Origin of the sequence: Colwellia sp. MB02u-10 (genome assembly GCF_014077185.1) — a bacterium.
GTDB lineage: Bacteria > Pseudomonadota > Gammaproteobacteria > Enterobacterales > Alteromonadaceae > Cognaticolwellia.
On the sequence record NZ_JACGVK010000131.1, the window covers coordinates 58,239 to 82,600 of the forward strand.

Annotated in this window: 15 protein-coding genes, 1 pseudogene and 1 riboswitch; of the genes and pseudogenes, 7 read left to right on the top strand and 9 right to left on the bottom strand. The window is 41.1% G+C overall.

The window, feature by feature from the left end; all coding sequences use genetic code 11:
- The first annotated feature begins 10 nt into the window (after positions 1-10).
- Entirely contained in the window at positions 11-544 is a 534-nt protein-coding gene (locus H4J59_RS13420; RefSeq protein ID WP_182240156.1) for a DUF2062 domain-containing protein, read from the top strand.
- A 58-nt stretch (positions 545-602) separates the two neighbouring features.
- Here the strand turns inward: H4J59_RS13420 and lolE are convergent, their stop codons facing one another.
- The 7 genes from lolE to H4J59_RS13455 all read right to left on the bottom strand — a co-directional run bounded on the left by lolE (position 603) and on the right by H4J59_RS13455 (position 10,088).
- Positions 603-1,868, bottom strand: coding sequence for a lipoprotein-releasing ABC transporter permease subunit LolE (gene lolE / locus H4J59_RS13425; protein ID WP_182240157.1), 1,266 nt, complete (start codon positions 1,866-1,868; stop codon positions 603-605).
- A complete protein-coding gene (gene lolD, locus H4J59_RS13430) occupies positions 1,869-2,711 on the bottom strand; it encodes a lipoprotein-releasing ABC transporter ATP-binding protein LolD (protein WP_259369530.1) in 843 nt (280 codons plus the stop codon).
- Positions 2,704-3,924: a lipoprotein-releasing ABC transporter permease subunit gene (locus tag H4J59_RS13435; protein WP_182240158.1), complete on the bottom strand. Its 1,221-nt coding sequence runs from the start codon at positions 3,922-3,924 to the stop codon at positions 2,704-2,706. The genes lolD and H4J59_RS13435 overlap by 8 nt, the downstream gene beginning before the upstream one ends.
- Positions 3,925-4,386: 462 nt before the next feature.
- On the bottom strand, positions 4,387-4,551 hold the full coding sequence (locus H4J59_RS13440) for a hypothetical protein (RefSeq protein WP_182240184.1): 165 nt from the start codon (positions 4,549-4,551) through the stop codon (positions 4,387-4,389).
- A 418-nt stretch (positions 4,552-4,969) separates the two neighbouring features.
- On the bottom strand, positions 4,970-5,581 hold the full coding sequence (locus H4J59_RS13445; RefSeq protein WP_182240160.1) for a glutathione S-transferase family protein: 612 nt from the start codon (positions 5,579-5,581) through the stop codon (positions 4,970-4,972).
- A gap of 341 nt (positions 5,582-5,922) precedes the next feature.
- Positions 5,923-9,030: an efflux RND transporter permease subunit gene (locus tag H4J59_RS13450; protein ID WP_182240162.1), complete on the bottom strand. Its 3,108-nt coding sequence runs from the start codon at positions 9,028-9,030 to the stop codon at positions 5,923-5,925.
- A complete protein-coding gene (locus H4J59_RS13455) occupies positions 9,030-10,088 on the bottom strand; it encodes an efflux RND transporter periplasmic adaptor subunit (protein ID WP_182240164.1) in 1,059 nt (352 codons plus the stop codon). Before H4J59_RS13455 ends, H4J59_RS13450 begins: the two co-directional genes overlap by 1 nt.
- Positions 10,089-10,379: 291 nt before the next feature.
- Between H4J59_RS13455 and H4J59_RS13460 the strand changes: the two genes are divergently transcribed.
- The 6 genes from H4J59_RS13460 to H4J59_RS13485 all read left to right on the top strand — a co-directional run bounded on the left by H4J59_RS13460 (position 10,380) and on the right by H4J59_RS13485 (position 16,812).
- Positions 10,380-12,446: a M13 family metallopeptidase gene (locus tag H4J59_RS13460; RefSeq protein WP_182240166.1), complete on the top strand. Its 2,067-nt coding sequence runs from the start codon at positions 10,380-10,382 to the stop codon at positions 12,444-12,446.
- Between the two features lie 190 nt (positions 12,447-12,636).
- Positions 12,637-12,780: riboswitch (cobalamin riboswitch) on the top strand.
- A gap of 201 nt (positions 12,781-12,981) precedes the next feature.
- Positions 12,982-13,857, top strand: coding sequence for an ABC transporter ATP-binding protein (locus tag H4J59_RS13465; RefSeq protein WP_182240168.1), 876 nt, complete (start codon positions 12,982-12,984; stop codon positions 13,855-13,857).
- A gap of 2 nt (positions 13,858-13,859) precedes the next feature.
- The gene (locus H4J59_RS13470) at positions 13,860-14,861 is read left to right on the top strand and encodes an iron ABC transporter permease (RefSeq protein ID WP_310650160.1); all 1,002 of its coding nucleotides are present in this window, start codon (positions 13,860-13,862) and stop codon (positions 14,859-14,861) included.
- A gap of 5 nt (positions 14,862-14,866) precedes the next feature.
- Entirely contained in the window at positions 14,867-15,472 is a 606-nt protein-coding gene (gene cobO / locus H4J59_RS13475) for a cob(I)yrinic acid a,c-diamide adenosyltransferase (RefSeq protein ID WP_182190610.1), read from the top strand.
- 36 nt (positions 15,473-15,508) lie between these two features.
- The gene (locus H4J59_RS13480) at positions 15,509-16,402 is read left to right on the top strand and encodes a cobalamin-binding protein (protein WP_182240170.1); all 894 of its coding nucleotides are present in this window, start codon (positions 15,509-15,511) and stop codon (positions 16,400-16,402) included.
- 242 nt (positions 16,403-16,644) lie between these two features.
- Entirely contained in the window at positions 16,645-16,812 is a 168-nt protein-coding gene (locus tag H4J59_RS13485; protein WP_182240172.1) for a DUF2897 family protein, read from the top strand.
- A 574-nt stretch (positions 16,813-17,386) separates the two neighbouring features.
- Here H4J59_RS13485 and H4J59_RS13490 read toward each other — a convergent pair.
- Positions 17,387-23,389, bottom strand: coding sequence for a VCBS domain-containing protein (locus H4J59_RS13490; protein WP_182240174.1), 6,003 nt, complete (start codon positions 23,387-23,389; stop codon positions 17,387-17,389).
- Positions 23,390-24,122: 733 nt separating this feature from the next.
- Positions 24,123-24,362: pseudogene (locus H4J59_RS13495) on the bottom strand (transposase); the annotation flags it as partial.

Here is a 24,362-nt window from a genome sequence, read left to right on the forward strand (position 1 = left end):
AAAGTAATTTATGCCAAAAAAAATAATTCAACGCTTTATGCCTGATCACCAAAAAATAAAAGATAACAAACATTTAAAAATGTTTGGTGCTTTACTACATAACGCTAATTTGTGGCACTTGAACCGCCGTTCGGTAAGTAAAGCATTTGCTGTCGGCTTATTTTTTGCCTTTATGCCCGTGCCATTTCAAATGGTTTTAGCGGCAGGCTTTGCCATTATAGTACATGCAAATCTACCTTTATCTATTACCCTTGTTTGGATCACTAACCCTTTGACTATGCCGGCAATTTTTTATTTTTGTTATGTTGTTGGCACCTGGGTTGTCGATGTACCAACAAGAAACTTCGCTTTTGAAGCAAATTGGCAGTGGCTAATTGATAGTGTTTCAACTATTGGGCCCGCCTTTATTGTCGGCTGTGGTGTACTTGCGGCTGTTTTTGCTCTCTTAGGTTATTTCACTATAAATATTATCTGGCGCTTTTCAGTAGCAAAAGAGTGGAAAAAACGCAAAGCACGAAGAGGCCAAGCTACCCCTTCATCATAAAAAAAATCAGACGTAACGTCTGATTTTTTATCTTGTTACTTTATATTTAACTTAACGTTTACGCTTGCCCTAACACTTGCGCCGGATCTACTTTGGTTGCACGCCAAGCCGGGTAAATGGTCGCTAACAAACTCATCATTAAGGCTGTAACAACGGTGTTAATAACATCTTGTTGGCGCAATAAGGTTGGTAAAAAATCAATAAAATATACCTCTGAAGATAAAAACTCTACCGATAAGGCCGTTTCTATAGCACGGATAATATCAGTTAAATTCAACGAGATTAAAATCCCTAAGCTGGCACCCAGTAAGCAACCGACAATGCCATTCATTAATCCTTGAAACATAAAGCTGGCCATAATAGTGCTCGACTTTGCCCCCATGGTTTTTAATATGGCAATGTCTGACTTCTTCTCATTTACCGCCATAATTAAGGTCGACACTATGTTAAAACTGGCCACGGCAATCACCAGCACTAAAACAATAAACATCACTAAACGTACCAACTGAATATCATTAAATAAATGACCATGGCTGCGTGTCCAGTCCAGCATGTAAACATAAAAATCAAAATCATAAGCCACCTCACGAACAATTTGTGGCGCGGCAAAAACATCGTCAACCTTTAAGCGAATGCCCTGCACTTCATCGGCTTGATAACCCAGTAATTCACTCGCTTTCGCTAAGTTAATAAAAACCTGTGTGTCATCTATCGTGCCACCAAATTTGAACACCCCAACAATAATAGCCTGTTGCGTCATGGGCACAGGAAACTGCTGTGATTTACTGTTTTTTTGGTTGTTCAAATTAGCTGGGGGTAGTAATAACTGAACCTTGTCGCCCACTTGCACCGAAAGCTTACGAGCAATGCCAGCGCCAATAATAACGCCATTTTCAAGTATTAGGTCTTGCCACTTGCCCGCGATCATATAACGCGAAATAGCGGAAACCTGCGGCTCTAACATCACGTCTACACCGCGTATTTCAACACCTTTAAGTGCTGCAGACTTTTGCATCATACCCTGGGTTTTAACAAATGGAGCCGCGGTAATAACATGGGGGTTTTGTTCAATACGCGCAACGCTTTTTGGCCATTGCGTAATAGGTGAGTTCACCGCGACCACTTCAGCATGAGGTACAATTGACAATAAATGTGTCGCCAACGCCCGTTCAAAACCATTCATGGCTGAAAGCACAACAATCAGCACCATCACACCAATGGCAATACCAATAGTTGAGGACGCGGATATAAATGACGAAAACCCTTTGCTATGACGGCTACGCACATAACGTAAACCAATAAAAACACTTAACGGTTTTAGCACCTAAGCGTCCTCATTTTTTTTCATACGACTATCGCTGTTAACGTCAAGCGGCTTTAGGTGTCCGTGATCTAAAAGCAGTTGACGATCCATTTTTGCCGCCAAGGTTAAATCATGGGTAACAATGACAAAGCTGGTATTTACGGTCCGGTTTAACTCCTGCAACAACTGAAAAATTTGTTCCGCGGTATCAAAATCTAAATTACCCGTTGGCTCATCGGCTAAGACAAGTGACGGCTTGGTCACTAATGCGCGAGCAATGGCAACACGTTGACGCTCACCACCCGAAAGCTCAGAAGGTCGATGATGGCTGCGATGAGTTAACCCCACTTGTTCAAGCATAGCTTTAGCCTGAGCCATGGCAGCTTTGGGCTTATCACCACGTATCAACAAAGGCATGGCGACATTTTCTTCAGCCGTAAATTCCATCATTAAATGATGAAACTGATAAATAAAACCAATATGTTGATTACGAAATTTTGCCCGTTGCTTTTCAGACAATTGATGAATATTAACCCCATTAATAAACACCTCGCCTGCACTTGGCGTGTCTAACGCGCCAGCTAAGTGCAAAAAGGTACTTTTTCCGCAGCCCGAACGGCCAACAATAGCCACTAACTCTCCGGCTTCAATGGCCAAATCAAGCTTGGATAATACGGCTGTGGTCACTGGGCCTTGTTGATAAGATTTACTTAGCTGGCGACATTCTAAGCCTAAAGCAAGCCTAGGTGTTACCGCACTTTTATCGCCACTTTCATCGCTACTATGGTTGATATTATGTTCCAAATCACTGTCCATTTTGCTCTTCATTTTATTGTTCATGTCATTAAGTATTGGGCTACTCATTTCTGAGTACCTCTGCTGGCTGAGTTTGCGCAGCACGATAGGCCGGGTAAAGGGTCGCTAAAAAGCTCATGGTTAGTGCAGAAGCAACAATCACTAAAATATTGACCACATCAAGTGCAATAGGTAATTTTTGCCCTGCGCCTAATAAATTAACCCCGAGTAAGCTAAACAAATGATTTAAATTCAGCGTTAATATTACCCCAAGTGTAACGCCCAAAATAACGCCCAAAATACCATTGGTTAAGCCTTGCGTAATAAAAATTTTCACAATACCACTTCGGTCTAAACCCAGGGTTTGTAAGATACTAATTTCACCTTGCTTATCAATAACCACCATCACTAACGCTGAGACAATATTAAAAGCTGCAACCGCAACAATTAAACTCAGCATGAGCCACATCATATTTTTTTCCATGCTGACCGCCGCAAACAAGGCCCCCTGACTCTCTTGCCAGCTGACAAAGTTAAAATCTGGATACTTTAACGATAACTGTACAATGACCTGCGGGGCTTTAAAGGCATCATCTAGATACAACCTTAATTGATTAACGCCATCACCTTTTTTTCGATGCAGTTTCGCGCCATCTTTAATGGCAATAAAGACCATAGTTTCATCAACTTGAGAGCCAACATTAAAAATGCCCACAATAGTAAATGTACGCTGCACTGGCACGCGTCCCATGGGGGTAAATAAGGTTTTGTTTGGTAAGGTTAAACGTACAACATCGCCTAAGCTAACCTTTAATTTTTGCGCTAAGGTTTGACCTAAAACCAGGCTAAACGGCGTGGTGTCTAAACTGGCTAATTGGCCATATTCCATGGCACTATTGATAATATTGTGTTGTTCGAATTCAGGCATAATGCCATGCACTAAAACCCCTTGCAGTGCTGTTTTAGACTGAATTAACGCTTCACTTTGCTGAAACGGCGTGACTTGGCTAACGTCAGGCAAGGCGAGAATATCGCGCTGTAAATCGCGCCAATTATTGATATGAGTTTGTTGGGGGGACATTAATACATGCGGTACTAAGCCTAGTACCCGACGCTTTTGCTCTCGCTCTAAACCATCCATGACGGACACAACGGTAATTAAAGAGGCAACACCGAGCACAATACCGATAATAGAGAAAAATGTGATAAAGGAGACAAAACCTTTGCCATTACTACTGCGACTATACCTTAAGCCGATGTAAACACTAACTGGTTGAAACATGAACTCTTTCTTTATTGATAATGCTAATAGCACCAAGATTATTGAGCCTAAAATCATAGCACAGCTCATCAAGATATATCTTCAGACTTTATTCACTTTTATACATTTTATTAAGCAGTCTCGGTAAATTAGTGCTAACTCATTAAATTTAGCTTGTCTTGGACTATTCACCGACATGCTTCTACCCGACTTAAATGCATGAATGCTTAAATACATGAATAGACCAAACATACCTAATACCCATGAAATTGCACTCAACAGAATTAACATCATAAAAAATGCCCTGCTTTTTCCTGTTGGGACTTACTTTTTTGTAACCAGCCAGAATCACCAATGTTGCAATAATAGAACCAAAGCCCTAATACTAAACACTGGTTATAGCTACCAAATAAAATTTTTCAGGTGAAATTTTTCGAGTAAAACTTTCGAGTAAAATATTAAAATCAACTTTATCGCCTAACTTCAGTCGTCATCGTCAATAATATCTGGTGTTACAGCATCAACAACATCAATAGCGCCGCCAACGACAGTGGTTGTTACACCAACAGCGGTAGTCACTACCGCGCAGCTTGGTAGGCTTAACACTATTAAACTAAAAAACAGAAAACACATTTTTTTTAATATCACTTTAGTTTGTCCTATTTATTTACACTGAGTATCAATCAATTTACTGTTGATTTTATCTTGCCCGATTCCTAGCCATTTGTAACAGAAATTATGACTATGAAAATTATGAAGTCTAAACAGACATACTTCAACTTTATTAACCTAAACTTAGCTAAAATCGACTAAAAAGTCAGTATTACTATTACAATGAGTAGATACTTTGAGCTTAAGTTTGCTCACCGGCCAGCCTATTTCTTTATACTAACGGTAAACGATGTAAAGAGACTCAATGACTAAACTTTACATCATCACCAACGAATTAATATGGCCACCCGCTATCCCTCACTGCTAATAAAAATTCTGTCGGATTTATTCATGCGGTTCATTTATGCAGTTTAGCTGAGCCATCTATGATAACTATTATAATTTTTATAACACCCTAAGCTTTTGCTGATGGTCTTGAAGAAACGTTAGCGTACCAGCGTTTTAGATGTTGTTGTTCATCTGCTATTCGAATGTTATTCACTCGATTAAAGTCTATTGAGATGAGCGCTGTAATATCGGCAATAGAAAAGCTATCACCTGCGATGTATTCTGAAGACGCTAAGTGTTGGTCTAAAAATGCCAAAAACTTTTTCACATTTTCACCACATTCTTTGCCCCAATCGGGAACCACGTTCATTCGGTCTTTAAAGTAACCACTGGTATGTTGAAAGCACATGCCCGTTGGCATTAACAAAGATAATTCCATACGACGTTGCCATTGCTCTATTATGGCTTTTTCAAGCGGGCTTGAACCCATTAATGGATGTTCTGCATTTATCTCTTCAAAATATCGGCAAATGGCCACACTTTCGCTAATCACTGTGCCGTCATCTAATTCTAAAATGGGTATTTTAGCCAATGGGTTTTTCTGTTTGAACGCTTCAGTTAAGTTATCACCGCGTAAAATGTCCATTTGAACAAACTCGATGCCTGTAATGTTTTTCTCATGGAGAAATATTCTTACACGCCTTGCATTGGGTGCTGTTGCTGCTTCATATATTTTCATGGACATTGCCTTTAATAAATTATCTACACCACTTATGATAACAATTATCTCTGCAGCCATGATAACTATTATCATATCCTAGGTTTTTGCTGATGGTCTTGAACAAACGTTAGCGTACCCGCATGTTAGATTTTTTTACTGCTCTGCTATTCACATATTATTAACGCGATTAAAGTCTATTCTGATAAACGCGATAATATCACCAAGAGAGCAGCGAGCACCTGCGATGTATTTTCAAGACGCTAAGTGCTTATTTAAAGTGTCAAAAATGCCAAAAACTTTCACCCAATGAACCTTTATCCCAATCGGAAACAAGGTGCATTGAATGCTAATGGCGCACCTTAGCCTTTTTGTTGTGCCTCAAGCAATTCAGCTTCAAGTTGATCACTTTCGTCGGCTCTAGGTTTAGTAAAGGGGGCAATAAGCTGATATAAAACAGGCGTCAGTAATAAGGTAAATACCACCGCAATACCCAAACCACCAAATACCACCCAACCAATTGAATTACGTGACTCTGCACCCGCTCCGGTTGATAAAATAAGCGGTAAACCCCCTAGTATGGTTGATATTAAGGTCATCATAATAGGTCTAAAGCGAACTTCGGCTGCCATAATGATAGCGGCTTTAACCGTCTTACCTTGATCTCTTAATTGATCAGCAAACTCGACTAATAAAATAGAGTTCTTGGCAATCAATCCAATTAACATCACCAAGCCAATTTGTGAGTAAATATTAATAGACGTACCTGTTAAGTAAAGCGCAAAGATAGCTGACGCTATGCCAAAGGGTACGGTGATCATCACGATGATCGCACTATTAATACTTTCAAATTGAGCGGCTAATACCAACAACACGATCAGAAAAGCGAACAGGTAAGTCATGGCAATTTGATTAGACGTTTCTTCAAACGTCAAGGCTTCACCCAAAAACACTAAACCAATACCAGGCGGTAAGTTGTCATTGCCAATCTCACGCAATTGTTCAACCACATCAGCCATAGATATTTCATCTGGTAGTTCTAGGTCAATTTCAATTGCCCGTCTTTGCGCCTGCCTTTCTAACTCGGCAGCAACACCTTCTTCTGATATGTAGGCAAGACTGGATAATGGCACCAAATTGCCATCGCGAGATTTAACAAACAAATTAGTTAAATCAGAAGGATTACTGGTCGAGCGCCCGCTAGATTGTAAAATTAATGGCACGGCCTGATCACCAATATTTAAATCGGTTATATCATCACCATTGATAGCCGCACGCAAAGTGCTAGAGATATCATTAAAAGGCACCCCTAGCTCTTCGGCTCTGCGCCGATCAATATTAATTTTCAATTGTGGTTGAGTTGGCTGATAACCAATTCTGGGACGACCTAACTCGGGTAGCTTTTCTTCAACAATCTTACTAAAGGTTTGCGCCGCAGCAAAGATGCGTTCGTAAGTGTCACCCGTTAGTGCTAATTCTAAGCCACCGCCTTGTCCTCTAAGGTTTAAACTATTTGAGCCAAAAGCTCGAGCTGGAGCACCCGGAATAGCCTGCAATTGAGGGCTCATTTCGCTAATAATTTCTTGCTGTGATTTACTTCTATTATCCCAGTGTTCTAATGGTACGGTTATAAAAACAATATTAGGATCCCAACGACCCACCACGGTGTAAATGGAATTCACATCTTCATCTTGCACGTAGGGTAATAATATTTCTTCCATTTTCCGTGCTTGTCTGTCCATATAGTTTAAGCCGGCCCCATCCGGGCCTCGAGCAAAAATACGCACTGAACCTCGATCTTCCGAGGGTAATAACTTATTTTCAATTTCGTTATACAGCGCAGCGGCTGACACAGCAGCAATAACCGAAATTAATAAGGTTACCCATGCATAACCCAGCGCTAGGCTTAATAAGGCTTTATATTTAGTTAAAACCCAAGTACCAAAGGCACCTAAAGTACGATCGAACAGTACATTTTTTTTATTTTTAACGGGTAGCTTTGCTGTTAGTGCAGGGACCAAACTTAAGGCGACGAATGAAGATATGATAACGGCCCCCGCTAACACGCCACCAAATTCTCTGAATAAGCGTCCCGCTGTTGAGGGTAAAAAAGCGATCGGAATAAACACCGCAGCCAATACCGCAGTCGTTGCTACAACCGCAAAAAACACTTCTCTAGTGCCTAGTACAGCTGCAGCTCTAGAGCCTAATCCTTCTGCTCTTCTGCGTTGAATATTCTCTGATACCACAATAGCATCGTCAACAATTAAGCCGGTACCTAATACTAAGGCTAACAAAGTCAGAATATTAATCGAAAAGCCCAGTACCCACATGATCACTAATGCACCAATTAACGACACGGGAATAGACAGGGCTGGCACTAAAGTGGCACGAAAGGAGCCTAAAAATAACCACAGTGTGCCTATCACTAATAATACCGTTAAACTTAGCGATAAAATTACTTCATCTACAGAGCCTCGAATAAACTCAGCATCATCAGAGGTGACAACTATATTAAGGTCCGTAAAGCGCTTATCAAGGTTTTTCACCATAGCTAACACTTCGTCAGAGATCTCTATGGTATTAGAACGCGCCTGACGCACGATGCCTAAACCTACCACCGGCATGCCATCTAACCTGACAATACTCTTTGAGTCAGCCGGTCCAAAATAAACACTCGCCACGTCGCCAACACGAGTATTACCCGACACAACAATACGCTCAATATCTTCAGGGCTAACTGAGTTAGCGCTAGCCCGAACAATAAGCTCTTGGTCTGCTGATTTAACACTACCGGCTGGTACGTCAAAAGGTGCTAAACGTAAGGCGGCGGCGACATCTGACATAGATAAGTTAAAACTGGTCAGTCTCAACGCATCCACTGAAACTCGCATTACCCTTTGTCTTTCACCATTTAAAGACACATCAGCGACACCAGGAATGCTTAAAAACAAAGGCGCTAAATCAACTTCAACCCGCTCGGTGAGTGTTTCCATATCTAAGGTGTCGCTGCTAATCGCTAAACTGACTACCGCTTGAGCGTCACTATCTGCCTTGATAATGGCCAGTCTTTCCACTTCATCAGGCAAGTCTCGTTGCACTCTACTGACCGACTCTCTGGTTTCATTGGCCGCGTCTTCAAGATTTGTGCCTGGCCTAAACTCAACCCGAATACGAGAAGAGCCCTCTTCACTTGAGGCTCGAATAGATTTAACGCCACTGACTCGCGCAACCGCACCTTCTATTCTGCTGGTTACTTCACTGTCTACGGTTTCTGGCGAGCCACCAGGATAACTGGCCGACACGGTCACCATAGGCCGGTCAACATCTGGTAATTCTCTTATTTCCAAATCATTTATCGCGGCAAAACCCGCTAAAATAATGAGTAAATTAAGCACCATAACCAATACTGGTCGGCGAATAGCTAAGGAAGGTAAATCATTTAATTGTGGCATAGATGGTAATTTCATTATTCGCCCTCAACCTCTTTAACAACATACTCATTGAAAGTGTTCTGTGCTTTTAATGCTTGTCCTTGGCGTAATTGCTGCACGCCCTCTACCACCAAAGGTGCGGTTAGGTTAAATTCACCTTCGACTAAAATAGTGCCTCGTAAACGTTCACGAATTTTCACATTAACTCGTGCCGCTTTTTCATCAACCATTTGCCAAACATAAGCACCCGTGGCACTCCATAATAAAGCCGCTTCAGGCACAGCAATATAATCTTGCCCTGGCACCGTTAAGTTAACGCGAAAGCTCATACCGGGTCGGTAAATGTCTTCGCTATTATCGAGCAGAGCTCTGACGCGAATAGTTCTATCTTGCTCGTTAATGCGTGAGTCAACTTGGGCGATACTTGCCTCGATAGTCACTAAACGATTTTGCCAGGGTACTAGCTGCACTTGGGGTTCTTGCGACAACAAAGCCACCGCTATTTCTGGTGCGGTGAAGTTGATAAATAATGACCCACGATCGTCTATGGTGGTGATCACACTTTGAAGGTTAACTCTGTCACCTACTTGGATGTCAGTTAGTCCTACCACACCAGCAAAGGGCGCTCGTATAATACGCTCTTCTAAGGCTATCTTGGCTTCTTTAACGGCTACATTTGCCAATTCGAGTGTGGTGAGAGAATCATCTAAATCACTTTGTGATGCCGCACCTTTTTTAATACTTTCTGCTAACAAGAGATTTTTTCTGGCCGCATCTTTGAACTCAATCTTGGCTCTTTCCAAGGTAACCAACTGACGTTCGTTATATAACATCATCAATACTTGTGATTTTTTAACACGCTGACCAGGCTCAAAGTTAACCGCAACCACCCTTTCATTGACCGCAGGAAAGAGCGTAACCGATTTAACGGCTTCCGCTGTGCCCACCGCTTCTAAACTATTTTTTTGAGTTTGATAAATGAGTTTTTCAACTATCACTGTTTTTTTATTCGTGTCTTTATCCCCCCAAGACTGGGCAAAAGTTTGGCTACTAATAACAAGTAAGGCGACCAGATAAAATAAACGATGTTGCATAGAATATATTTCTCAATTATCTTCAAGAAGTTAGAGTACGATCATAAACAGTACTCAGATCAATAAAGCTCACGGTAAACAGTAAAGGGCAAAAGGTAAATAACAAAAATGGTTATTAATACGTTAACCAGAAAATATCTACATATTCTCCAGTGAGTAAACTTTAACATACAAGAATAAGTTAATAATATGTAGCAAATATTTTATTATCCTAGTAAATCAGCCTGATAGCCTTTAATATCTTATTACTTTAAATAAAAGTTAGTCTACTAATTAAATTGTGAGTATTGAATGAAGAAAATAATAACAACTGCTGTTTGCAGCTCTTTACTATTTATTGCAGCTTGTAATGATAATACCAGCACAAAAACTGCGACTGAAGCACCGGTTATGCAAAAAACGGCTTTGGCATCAGGTATTGATAAAGCCACTATGGACTTGTCTGTTCGTCCACAAGACAACTTTTACCGCTACGTTAACGGCGCATGGTTAAACGCTCATGAAATTCCGGGTGACAAAACTGCCATTGGCTCATTTTATGACTTACGTGATGAAGCTGATGACAATGTAAAAGCGATTATCGAAGAATTAGCTGCGACTAAAAATCTAAAAATGGGCAGTGATGAGCAAAAAGTGGCTGACTTATTCCGTTCATTTATGGATCTAGATACTCGTAACACTGCAGGCACAGCGCCAGTACAAACAATATTTGACGATATTAATGGCTTGAAAGATAAAAATGAACTCGCCACTTTCTTTGGTGAAAATCAAAAAATTGGTGTCGGTAGCCCGCTCGCTTTTTATATCAGTGTTGATGCAAAAGACTCAACACGATATGCCACAAATATATGGCAAAGTGGTTTAGGTTTGCCGGACAGAGACTACTACTTTAATGAAGCAGAACGTTTTGCAGCATTACGTGCTGGTTACCTTGCCCACATTGAAAACATATTCAACTTAGCGGGTTTAAAAAATGGTAAAGCCGCTGCTCAAACCATTATGGCGCTTGAAACTAAGTTAGCCGGTTTTCATTGGACAAAAGTTGAATCTCGAGACAGTACTAAGCGTTATAACAAATTTAATGTTGCCGATTTAAACACAGTAACAGATGCTTTCAACTGGACCGCCTACCTTGCAGCACAGGGTGTAGCCACACAGAAAGATATCATTATTAACCAACCTTCATTTATTAAAGGTTTTGGTGAAACATTCGCGGCAACATCGTTAGCTGATTGGCAGACTTACCTCACTTTTCACACTCTGAGTAACTTTTCCAGCTCACTTACCACCGAGTTAGCGAATGAAAATTTTGATTTTTATTCAAAACAGTTAAGTGGTCGTGAAGAACAGCGCCCACTGTGGAAACGTGGTGTTGCCGTAGTTAATAACAATTTAGGTGAAGTTATTGGTAAAGTTTATGTTGGCCGTCACTTTAAGCCTGAAGCTAAAACCCGTATGACAGAACTGGTTGAAAATTTACGTGATGCTTACGGCGCAAGCATAGACGAACTAGACTGGATGTCAGAGGCGACTAAAAAATCAGCACGTATAAAACTCGCCAGCTTTGATCCTAAAATAGGCTACCCAGATAAGTGGGAAGATTACACAGCACTAAGCATTAAAAGTGACGATTTAGTCGGCAATACAATACGCTCTGGTACGCTTGCTCACCAAAAAGAACTGGCTAAGCTTGGTGGTCCAATTGACCGACAAGAATGGGCGATGACACCTCAAACCGTTAATGCTTATTACAACCCAACTAAAAACGAAATTGTCTTTCCAGCGGCTATTTTACAGCCACCATTTTTTAATTTAGCGGCAGACGATGCGGTAAACTACGGTGGCATTGGCGCCGTTATTGGTCATGAAATGGGCCACGGCTTTGACGACCAAGGTAGCAAATACGATAGTAAAGGCAACATGCGTAACTGGTGGACTGATGAAGATTTAGCGGCCTTTACCATGCGCGCGGATAACTTAGTGGCACAGTATAGCAACTATGAGGTATTTGATGACTTAAAGGTTAATGGCGAACTAACCTTAGGCGAAAACATTGGTGATTTATCCGGAGTTAATATCGCTTATAAAGCTTATAAAGCTTCATTAAATGGTAAAGAAGCCCCAGTGATTGACGGCTTAACCGGCGACCAACGCTTCTTTATGGGCTTTGCACAAATATGGCGTGGAAAAATGGTTGAAAAGTCATTAAGAAATCGCGTAGCGACAGACCCACATTCGCCAGGTGAGTTCCGTGCGCTAGGTGCATTATCAAATATGCCTGAGTTTTATAGCGCCTTTGACGTTAAAGCAGGTGACGCTATGTATATCGCCCCTGAGAAGCGCGTTAAAATTTGGTAATATTGGCTTTACTGATGACATAAGAAAAATTACCTTAGGTCTAATTAACGCGTAAAAAAAATTGTCAAAATACAGTGTCAAAATAAAAAAGGAGCATTAGCTCCTTTTTTTTACGCCGCTTATAGCGCGTCAAATGACGGTTTTTATTGTAAAGCAGCATGCTAAGCCGTAAAATCTCTTGCCTAATAATCGATACCTTTAGCCAGATGCTTTTTTATTGTTTTGGCTAATTGATAGGGAACACGGTTAAATTCCGTGACTGTACCCGCAACTGTAAATAGCTTTTAATAAAAAGTTATAAGTCAGGACACCTAGTATCAACCTATTGTACCAAGCTAATCATGTTAACACCGTGCGGGAATACACGTAAGTTACACTGTCTTTAAGGCATTCGTATCCTATTTTCTGCGCTGTAGTTAGTTTTATTATGCAACATAAGCTTTTGAATTAACCTCTAGGCCGCAATGAAAATATACTTCTTAGTTATTATCCAACGCATACCAAACGTAATTAGCACTAAGCTAGGCTGGCTTTAATGGCAAAATTACTCAGTGTTGAGTCAGTATCTTGGGCTGTTGATAAACAAAGTATTCTCAATAATATTTCATTTGATGTTGCCCACGGCGATATTATTGGCATTATCGGGCCTAATGGTGCCGGCAAAACCTCACTGCTTAAGTGCATACTAAACCAATACAAAAATTGGCAAGGCGGCATTAAGCTAAAAAATAAAAAAATCAGCGACTACAAACCACATGAATTAGCACAAACATTTGCTTTAGTGGTACAAAACTCGCCCCCCATATTTGATTTAAATGTTTATGATGTGGTTAGAATGGGCCTACTGCCCTATAAAAGCCTCTTTGCTCGTGATAATGACGTAGATAAAAAAGATATTATGCTCGCGTTAGAAAAAGTGGGTTTAGCTAGCAGCCAAGCAAAATTTTTTAACACCTTATCTGGCGGCGAACAACAACGGGTATTAATTGCTAAAGCCCTAGTACAAAAAGCAAAAATATTGGTCTTAGATGAACCTACTAATCACTTAGATATTTTCTACCAACATCAAATATTACAACTAGTAAAAGCGTTAAATATTACCGTTATTATGACCATACATGATCTCAATCTAGCAGCACATTACTGTAATCGTTTGCTGCTATTAGATAAAGGCAACTTAGTCAGCGACAATAGTGTTGATCAAGTGCTAAAGCCTGAGCTGTTAACAAAAGTTTTTGGTTTACCCTGTTATCGAGATGACGCACAACATTGTGGCGTACCTAGAGTTTATTTCTATCCCGCAGCTGATACTATGATGGCTCATCAATCGGCTGTTAAACCAACTGGGCCCATTAGCTCAACTGAGTCAACTGAGTCAACTGAGTCAACTAGTAAAGGTCAACACGCGTGAGTATTCTTGGCAACCGCAAAGGTAAAAATGTCTGGGTATTTTCAGGCCTTATTGCTTTTACCTTATTCTCCATTATTATGTCGATAACCTTTGGGCCAGCAAGCATTACTAGCCTAGATATATTTCAATGTGTGGTTAATCAATGCGCCTCCACTATGCACGACATGGTGATTTGGCAAATACGCATTCCACGTGTTTTGGTAGGTTTAGTGGCTGGCATGGGTTTAGCTTGTGCGGGTGCAATACTGCAAAATGTAACTCGTAACCCACTTGCCGACCCTTATTTATTTGGTATTATTTCTGGCGCAGGTTTGGGCGCTACCATCGCCACTTTAGTGCTCAGTGACCAACAAGCGCTAGCCTTGCCATTGGCGGCATTTCTTGGGGCATTATTTTCTGTGGTCATTGTCTTTGGTATCGCGACCTTACTGCGTAATATGAACCATTTATTATTAACCGGCATTGCGGTGTCGTTCATGCTTGGCTCTATTAGCCACTTTATTCTTTACCTTGGCGACCCTTTTGCCACCAGCCGGGTTATTTTTTGGTTAATGGGCAGTTTAACGCGCGTTGAAATGTTCCATTTTTATTTGATCAGTGCCATGGTATTACTTACTTTACTGACTATTTTTGCCTTACACCGACAAATAGATGCCCTGTTACTGGGCGATGAAAGTGCGGCAAGCCTTGGCGTTAACGTTAACAAACTGCGTTTAATTCTATTAGCTTTATGTGCCGCAGTGACTGCCGCCATAGTGGCTTATTGCGGTGGTATTGGTTTTGTTGGCCTGATGATCCCACATATTGTTAGGCAACTGGTTGGCGTTACCACCATGCCGTTAATTATTGGCTCCGCCTTGGTTGGCGGATGCTTTTTAGTTTGGGTTGATGTTGCCGCGCGCAGTTTACTGAGTAATGTCGAAATCCCCATTGGCATCATTACTTCAGCCATTGGCAGTATTTTCTTTTTAGCGATCATGTATCGCACACGTAAAACAGGATAAATCACATGACAACAGATACAGATAAAACTCAAAATCATCAAGCTCGTATGCAACGCCTTAAAGAAAAAGTTGATGCCCGCATTGATTCCGCTCAAGAAGAACGCGGCTTACTTATTGTTATCACAGGTAATGGTAAGGGTAAATCAACATCAGGCTTTGGCACGCTAGCCCGCGCGGTTGGACATGGCTATAAAGCGGCGGCATTACAATTTATTAAAGGCGATTGGGCCTGTGGTGAACGTAATTTATTAGAAAACAATGGCGTTGAGTTTCATGTCATGGCAACCGGTTTCACTTGGGACACCCAAGACAAGTCAAAAGACATTGCCGCTGCCGTCATAGTCTGGGAAGAGGCAAAACGCTTACTAAAAGATGAAAGTGTCGACGTGATTTTACTTGATGAATTAACCTACATGCTGTCATTCAAATATTTAGATTTAGATGAAGTGATTGAAGCTATCGTTAATCGTCCGGCTAAACAGCATGTTATTATCACTGGCCGTGCATGTCATCGCAGTATCATTGAACTTGCCGATACCGTCAGTGAAGTTCAGCCGCTTAAGCATGCTTTTGATAACGGCATAAAAGCACAAAAAGGTATTGATTGGTAGCCAGTATTACTGTCATAAAAAACAAATGGAATCGTCATGAAATTCAGCCAATACATAGGGATTATATTACTGGGCTTTGCTTATATTGCGAGCACACAAGCCACAAGTAAAAGTATTGATCATACCGCGGTTATTGATGCGCCTAAACCACGCATCATTGCATTATCACCACACATTGTTGAGATGTTGTTTGATATTGGCGCTGGTGACCAAATCATTGCGACGACTGATCACGCTGATTTTCCGCTAGCGGCAAAGACAATACCCAGAATTGGCAGCGCTTTACGTATTCAATTAGAGCGGGTCATTGAATTACAACCAGACTTAGTTATCGCTTGGAAGAGTGGTAACCCAAGTGATGATTTAGCCCGTATTAAACAACTGGGCTTTCGTGTGGTTTACTCGCAGCCCAATAGCTTTGAAGATGTCGCTAAAGAGCTGCGCTTGTTCGGGAAACTGTCAGGTCACAGCGCGCAAGCTAAACGTGTTGCGGCTAAGTTTCTAGCGGATTTAGCCAAGATCAAAAAGCAATATGGTCATAAAAAACCACTCACCGGTTTTTATGAAGTGTGGTCTAGACCATTAACCACCATTGCCAAAGGGAGTTGGCCGCAACAGTTTTTAGACGCTTGCAGTATTAATAATCCATTTATGGCAGCAAAAGCCCAATATCCACAAGTAAATATTGAGCAAATACTGCAAACAAATGTTGATGTTATTATTCAACCCTTATCAAAAAAGCAAGCGGGTAATGATAGTTATGATTGGCAGAAATGGCCGATATTGTCAGCCATTAAACATCAACAAATGATCATCCTTGATGCTGATGTTGTGCATCGAATGAGCACGCGCAGTTTACACGCCCTGACCGATTTATGTCAGCAAGCGGACAAAAGCCGAGCCTACTATCAGCGCATAACAAGTGAATAGTATTTAGTGCTAGCTAGTTACTTTCAATACTGGGGTAAATACTTCTGCTAAATGCTGGGTGTAAATACGGGTTAAGCTGACTTTATTAAACCCGCTTAAAACAATTGCTCTTGCTGGCATGTTGCAAGCATATTCATAAATTACATGTTATTGTTCTATTTTTCTATCTGTCTTTTTAAAACTAAAAAGACAGATAGAAAACAAGTTTCTTACCCATAAATTTTATTTAAAAGGATATAGATATGACTTTTACTTATATGTTAATTCTTATTGTTGCTGTTGGCTCTGTTATCGCTGGTATATTATTGATCAAGCAATCAGCCAGTAAATTTGAGCTCTCAGACGAACAAAAAAATAAAGTAGATAGCCGAAAGGCAGAACAACTTAAAAAAGATCAAGAGCAGGAATAAGCGCTAAATTTATAGCGCAGATGCTTAAGCTTAATAGCGCTTAAATCGGATAGATGCCAATTTTCAAGGGCTATCCACTTAGCCCAACCGACCACTACATCTTGTATTTACTAGATTTAACCTCGTCGATCACTTATGCCACATTTCGGAAGTAAGAGTCTGAGAATTTTGACTAAAAACATTTGTATTTTTTATCTACAGCGGACATGGCTGAACAACTATATTACGTTGTCGGTTTCCTGATAGCAGACGTTCTAAATGGATAAAGACATGAGTCTTTCGATGGTAACTTTTTACTAATGTGTGATTGATCCTAAATATGAACAAAGCCACCAATATAGTATTTAAATCTAAAAAGCAGATGTTTAGTCGCGTCACTAAGAATATAATAATGAAATTATATTTACAGATAAGAGCCTATGCATAAGTCAGCTCGAATAACTACCTTAGCTATTATGCATATCCATTACTCTATACGACTAAAAATCTGCTGTGTTAAGAGCAGATTTTTAGTCGTGATAGTTTTTAGGGACTCTTCTGATTTATCATCTAGCCTCTCCTTAGCTACACAATATTAAAAATGATAAGTTAAACCTAAGGCTATATTATTTATGTCATGAGCCAAGCTATAACGACTCGCTTTTACGCTTACTTGAACTTGTTCAGTAATAGCATAAGCTATTTGTAGGTTATAAAACAAATCAATATCATCCTCACTTACCTTAATAACACTATCATTGAGTTGGCTAGTGTAATCTAACTCCCAAGCGAACAGGCCCACTCCTATCGATGCACTCAAGGCATCATCTTGCCATAACGTATATTGGCCTTGCAGGCTAATACCCTCCACAAGTTTAGGTGCACTATTGACTAATGTTTGATGAAACAATGCAGTATCTAATACCTCTCCAACATAACTCGCTGAGGAATCGCCTAATTGCTCATAATTTACTGTAAATGAGTAAACACTATAGTTTACACCGCCACCTATAGTGTAGCTGGTGCTTGATTTATCTAAATCAATGGACGTAATCCCGATGTCACTTGGTATGTTCACATGACTATTGGCGTCACTTATTCCAACACTACTGGTAACAAACCATTGGGGCTCAGCTGCAGCAAGGCTCATGCTTGTTGCAACCACAAGGGCAGCAGTAACCTGTACAAGCTGATTTCTACCGATATTTTTCTTACGACGCATACGATATAAGGTAACGCCAATTAAAGAAATAATCATTAGTCCCATACTTCCCCCATTTGACTTATTGTTGACCATCGCGTTTTGATAGGCGTTAACCGTCACAAGTACTTGCGCTATTGCTTGATCGCCTTGTCCGTCATCAATGCTATAAGAAATAGTGGCCGCACCATCAAAGCCATTGTCAGGGGTATAGGTTAGGGTGTTATTTTCATTCATCGTAACACTACCTTCATCAACCGTTGCACTGACAATGGTTAAACTATCCCCGTCAGCATCGCTATCGTTATCTAATACCGTAATAATTATCGCACTACGATCATCGGTTTCAGCCCTATCATCAAGGGCTACAGGCTCATCATTCAGATAAACAGTAATGCTGACCGTGCCACTGTCACTGCCCCCGTTACCGTCTGACAACGTATAAACGAGCGTATCCAAGCCGATAAAATCAGCCTTACTCTGGTAATTCAATTGATTATCAGCAGTAAGTGTCACCTCGCCAAATGTCGCCGTGGCAACACCAATACTTAATGCATCACCGTCTGCGTCTAAATCATTTGCCAGTGCATCAATCAGTATTGATTCATTGCGTTTCACTCTAACGACATCCCCTTGTGCAACGGGCATTGTATTGCTTGTTAGCAACACTGCGACGCCACCGGGATCAACTATCGTTCCATTAGCCAAACCATCATTGTCATTTAGACCACCGTCTTCAATAGTTAACTGGACACACCAATGACCTTCCGTCAGTCCAGTAGACCACTGTGTGCTTCCTGACGGTGGACAATAGCCCAAATCACCCGCCGCAGAGTGCAACTGGTTATCCACATTTATAAAAAAGTTCCCCCAACCACCTGTTGCACTATATTTACGATATACAGCACCAGCAGGGATAGGTTCGATCTGAGGCAAGACGATTTGATAGTTTTTTCCAGCTTGTGGTAAACCTGTCGCAATATAGTCAAAGATACCACCTACAATTATGGCATCCTCATCAATGCCGATACTGTTCTCAAGGTCATTATCGGTTAACTGTAGGCCACCGGTTTCACCCGCAGCTATTGTATTGCCTTTGCGTAAACAGACTCCTGGATCGCCTTCAACAAGAAATCCGTCTTGCACTGCCACTTGCGCTGGCATTACATTACATTCGGCTATCGCGTCTAGATAATCTGGAATACCATCTTGGTCACTATCCCCATGCCCTTCTTCATTATCAGGGATTAGATCACCATCGGAATCCACATCGGTTAACACAGCCAAGCTAGCTAATACTTCTAAGTAAAGAGTTTGGGTTGTACTTAAGTTACCTTCCCCAGCATCAATCACTTTTATGCCAATGCTATATATTCCCGAGTTTAATCCACTTGGATCAAGTGTCAGGGTGATTTCATCAACTTCATTGATGTTAAGTGCGGGATCATATAACCACTGTGTACTGAAATTGTCATCGTTAGCATCGACTACCATAGCGTCAATACTCACTAATCCATCAGTTGGTGTAGCCAATTGACGTTCCTCAGCATTTTGTGAGCTGCTCAAAGTAACGTTAGGGGCTATATTGCTCTCAACAATAGTAATAACTTGAGTGGCTCTATTACTGACATTACCCTCAGCAAGGCTTAGGATTAGCGTTTCATTGCCTTCAATAACATTGTCTTGAACAATATCAATCAACACACTTGTTTGCGTGCCTGACTCAATCGTAACTTCTTGAGTCTCGATATCATAATCATTCTCGTCCACACTGCCGCTGATGCTCAGCGCGATAACGACTGGGTACTTAGGTGCTTCACCATTGAGTATAATGTCAACACTGACCTTTTTCCCTTCTACCACCACTTGATCTTTACCAAGGGAAATAATCGGATGAATAATTACTTTCTGACTCGCAACAGTAGTTAATCCTGTTTCTGGATCTATTGCTTGCCAGTATGCAATTCTATTGCCCGATCTAAATAATGGCGCACCATCCACTAATGAAATAGGTACGGGTTGACCTTGGCTATTAATCGCGGTTGCGACACCCAAGTCTACTTTCGTGTACAAGCCTTCTGCATTTACCTCTACCGTTTCAGGAACAATGATAACAGGAGCCGTTTCACTCAGCGCGCCAGTAATCAAGAGATCTACAGTAGTTTCAGAGAACGTATTATTTCCATCAGTAATGGTATAGGTGAGCTCTACTTGCCCAACAAACCCCGTTTGTGTAGTCAGTGTTAGATTTTCACCATTAATGCTTACAGAGCCTAGACTCGTATTAGCACCAACAATAGACAGTGCATCGCCATCAACATCAATATCATTTACTAGTACATCAATGACATAAACACCATTTACACTAATATCTACTGTTACCTCATCATGCTCAGCATTGGGTGCATCATTAGCACCAAACACGGTAACGGTGATGATTTTTGAATCTGTGCCATCAATTGACATCACGGTAAAGCCATCAGTTAATTGCTCACCTGAAGACATTTGTTGTACTTCAGTATTGTCATTATCTAAAGTAAACGTCCAGTTACCTTGATTATCAATATTAAAGACACCGTATGTTCCAGCAACACCCGATTGCATCATAAAGATTGCTTCACCTGTATCATTATCTGTAATCGCTAAACTACCGGTAATTTGTGCAGTGTTATCTTCATTTGTATCAGCGATTGAAGTACCTGTAATTGTTGCAGCATCGTTAATGCCCGTAATAGTTATAGTGACAACTTGACTGTCTGTGCCATCAAATGAGCTCACCGTAAAACTATCTGTTAATGTTTCACCTTCAGGTAAAACATTAACATCAAGGTTGCTACCGTCAAGTTGATAACTCCACGTCCCAGATAAAGTTAATGAGAAGAAACCATAATTACCTTCACTATTGGTTTGCATAACAAAAACAGCTTCCGCTGTATCTTCATCATCAACCGTCAAATCACCTGTTACCACAGTAACATCATCTTCGGTTGCCGCCCCTGTTGAAGTCCCTGTGATCGTCGCCACCCCATTAACACCGGTAATGGTAATCGTCACCAGTTGTGAATCGGTACTATCGGCAGAGCTCGCTGTGAAGCTATCCGTTAAAGTCGCGCCATTCGGCAGTGCTTGCACGGCCGCTTTAGTGCTATCTAAATCGTACGTCCAGTTCCCTGATGTCGTTAAGTTAAATGTACCGTAGCTGCCTGCTGCATTGATTTGCGCAACAAACACGGCTTCACCGGTATCTTCATCCGCAATCGCTAAACTACCGGTAACTTGTGTAGGGTTATCTTCGGTTGCTGCCCCCGCTGAGGTACCTGTAATCATGGCTACACCATTAACACCAGTAATAGTGATGGTAATTTGCTTTTGAGTACCATCAACTGAAGAAATCGTAATGATATCTGTCATGGCGCCGCCATTTGATAGTGCTTGAACCGCAGCTTTAGTGTTATCTAAATCATAACTCCAGTTACCCTGTAAATCTAAGGTTAAAGTGCCATAAGTACTGACGGTATCACCGACAACAAAGCTTGGAGTTTGTCCAGCATCTATATCGCTGATGCTCACAGTACCTGTGGCGCTTGTTCCCGAGTCTTCAATTATCGAGGAAGTAAAATCGCCACTGATAATAGCGCTATTATCGACCGATGTACTCACGACAGTTGTGGTGTTATTGGCCGCCGAGTCATCGATTTCATCATTAGCAACTAGAATAAAGGTGGTTTTTTCTGTGGTACCAGGCAATACTCGGTTAGCCGCTGGCATAAAAATCAAAGCTCTTAAAACTGCCTGAACATTGGCAGTGCTGTCACTGGCGAGTGTATAAGGTCCGGTGCCAGTTAAGCCAGTGCCGCTAAGCGTGCCGTTGTTATAATCATCTAGGACTATAGTCAACGCAATATTATCGCCTTCGCCATCACTAAGCTCAATATTGCTAAAAGGAGTCACTGTGGTGGTGTCGGTAACAATTTGTTCGGCTTGTGCACCGCTAACAATTGGTGCTAAATTAAGAGACACATTTAGATTTATCATTACTGGGGCTGAATCAGCCATCGTATCGTTGGCAACGAACTTGAAACTGTCCGCGCCAGAAAAACCTTCATTAGCCGTATAGGTGATCACTTCATTATGATCACCCGACAGAGACAAGGCACCGCCACTTGGCTGGCTATGGATGCTAAAGCTTAGTACATCGTTAGTTGGATCTTCATCTGTGCCTGTTAGAGTGATATCAATGGGTATGTTATTGGATACGGCAACCGTCCCCTGGCTGTCGGCAATCGGGGCATCATTGGTATTTGCAACTGTGATATCAAAGTCATGGTTAACCACATTACCAGTGCCATCATTCACACTTAAAGCAACCGGATGAACACCTACATCATCATTGGTCGGGGTACCAGAGAGCACGGCGCCCGTTTCCAATTTATATAAATCACCGGCGTTAAAATCAACAAAATATAAGGTTCCACTGCTGTTTTGTGCAATACCATAAACTGTCATATCTAACTGAATGTCGGTTCTTTCCAGCGTTGGTGAATATTTATAGACTCCATTACCTGAAGTTGCGACATAGTAGTTACCGTTTTTATCAACCTTTAGATCTGAAGGACTGCCCGGAACGGAAAATAGATCGGTTTCAACTCCGCCCGATATTTTGACAACTTTACTCTCGCCACCGTGACAACCAGCCAACAGATCGCCGTTATCATCGAAAGCGATCCCCCAGACAGTGCAACTTATATCGGCATATAAACTCTGACTACCGTCTGTCAAGTTTACGGCAATAACCCTACTAGAATGATACTCTGTTACATATAAAGTGCCGTCATAAAAACTCATACCAATTGGGCCACTTAAACCTGTAGTAACCTGCGTTTGAGCTCCTGCACTGTCATATTTAACTATAGTCCCTGCGTTTTCGCCTGAATAATGGGACATATATAACTCACCATTGTACATTTCTATTGCATAACCGCCAGAATCGTCAGTATCAGAAAAAATAGTTTTACTCCCATCGGGGGCAACTTTGGTTATACCATAAGGATCGCTGTAATTGGTAACATAAACATTGCCATCATCATCAGTGGCAATACCTAAAGGCATGTTTAACTCTTCAGTTACTATAGTGGTTTGATTACTGCCGGCGACCAAACTTAGCCAGTTTGGTAAACTGTCTTCGACAGTAACCTCCCAGATTAACAGGTCATCGTCGCTGTCGGTGGCCGACATCGCATAGGTGTAGACGCTATCTTCGGTAGCCGAGGTAATAGCACTCGAAGTCACTACGGGGGCTGCCCCGGGCTCCGCGGGCTCCGCGGTAGCCGCGAGAGCATAGTTACTCATCAGTAGCAAGGCGATAGCAGATGATTTAAAGATAGTGTTAAATGTCATTTCTTAATATTTCCTGTTGTATAGTTATCTATAATCTCAGGGTCTTAGGCCATGATAAATTGTATATGGTCAACGCTTCGTAACGGCTATTGTTATTCGGTGTTAATAAAAAACGCGGATTTCAGTCGCCAGTGCGACACCGCTTAATTATGCTACTAAACACATAATATCTTAAACCTCATCCGGTGTTTTAAACCGAGTAATTTCCTTGGCCTGTTGTTGAACTTATATTAGATTAAGATTATCTCTTCATCAGTTACTATATCTATCTCCATACCTTTGGCGATGTACTGAGGTATCAGCCCATTATGGTTCTAATTTAGCCCACACTTCCATCAATGATAATGATGCGTAAAATAGTTATCCGCACCCAAAGCCATCTTTATTTGAGCATGGTAGGTAAACTCTTTTCCATTAGCAAACGTAATAGGATGTTGCTGTTCTTTCTCAAGCAAAAGCAACTTAGTATCTGCCAAAAAAAATTGCCATATTTTGATGGAGTATGCAATAAATTTATTTTTACTAAACACGGTCAGCTAAACTATGCCACCCGTAATAATAATGCTCTGAAACACTGCTATTCATTGGTCAACAACAATGCATGTACTTCATATTGTAAGCTTTAGTATATCGATTTTTATATATTTTGATTAAATGAGTGAATGTCAGGCAAGCGGTACTTGCTGCCCAAAGGTAGCTGTATTTTTCTTGCTGTCTTAGCATGTAGTTAAGTTTAAGCGCTATTCAAACAAGCTTGAGCATTTGCTTTACCGTGTGCTCGCTTTAAACCCACGTGTTCAGTAAATTCACACAAATGCTCCGCGGTGCCAACAGCACCAGTGAATATACCTTCAAAGTTTGTGGTGAGTTTTAGCCAACTTTCATCGCTGATGTGCAGCCTTGACAGTATCTGTGCGGTTTTAGCATCGATAGCGCCTCGTTTGTCTTCTCTTATGACGCGACCTGTTTCATC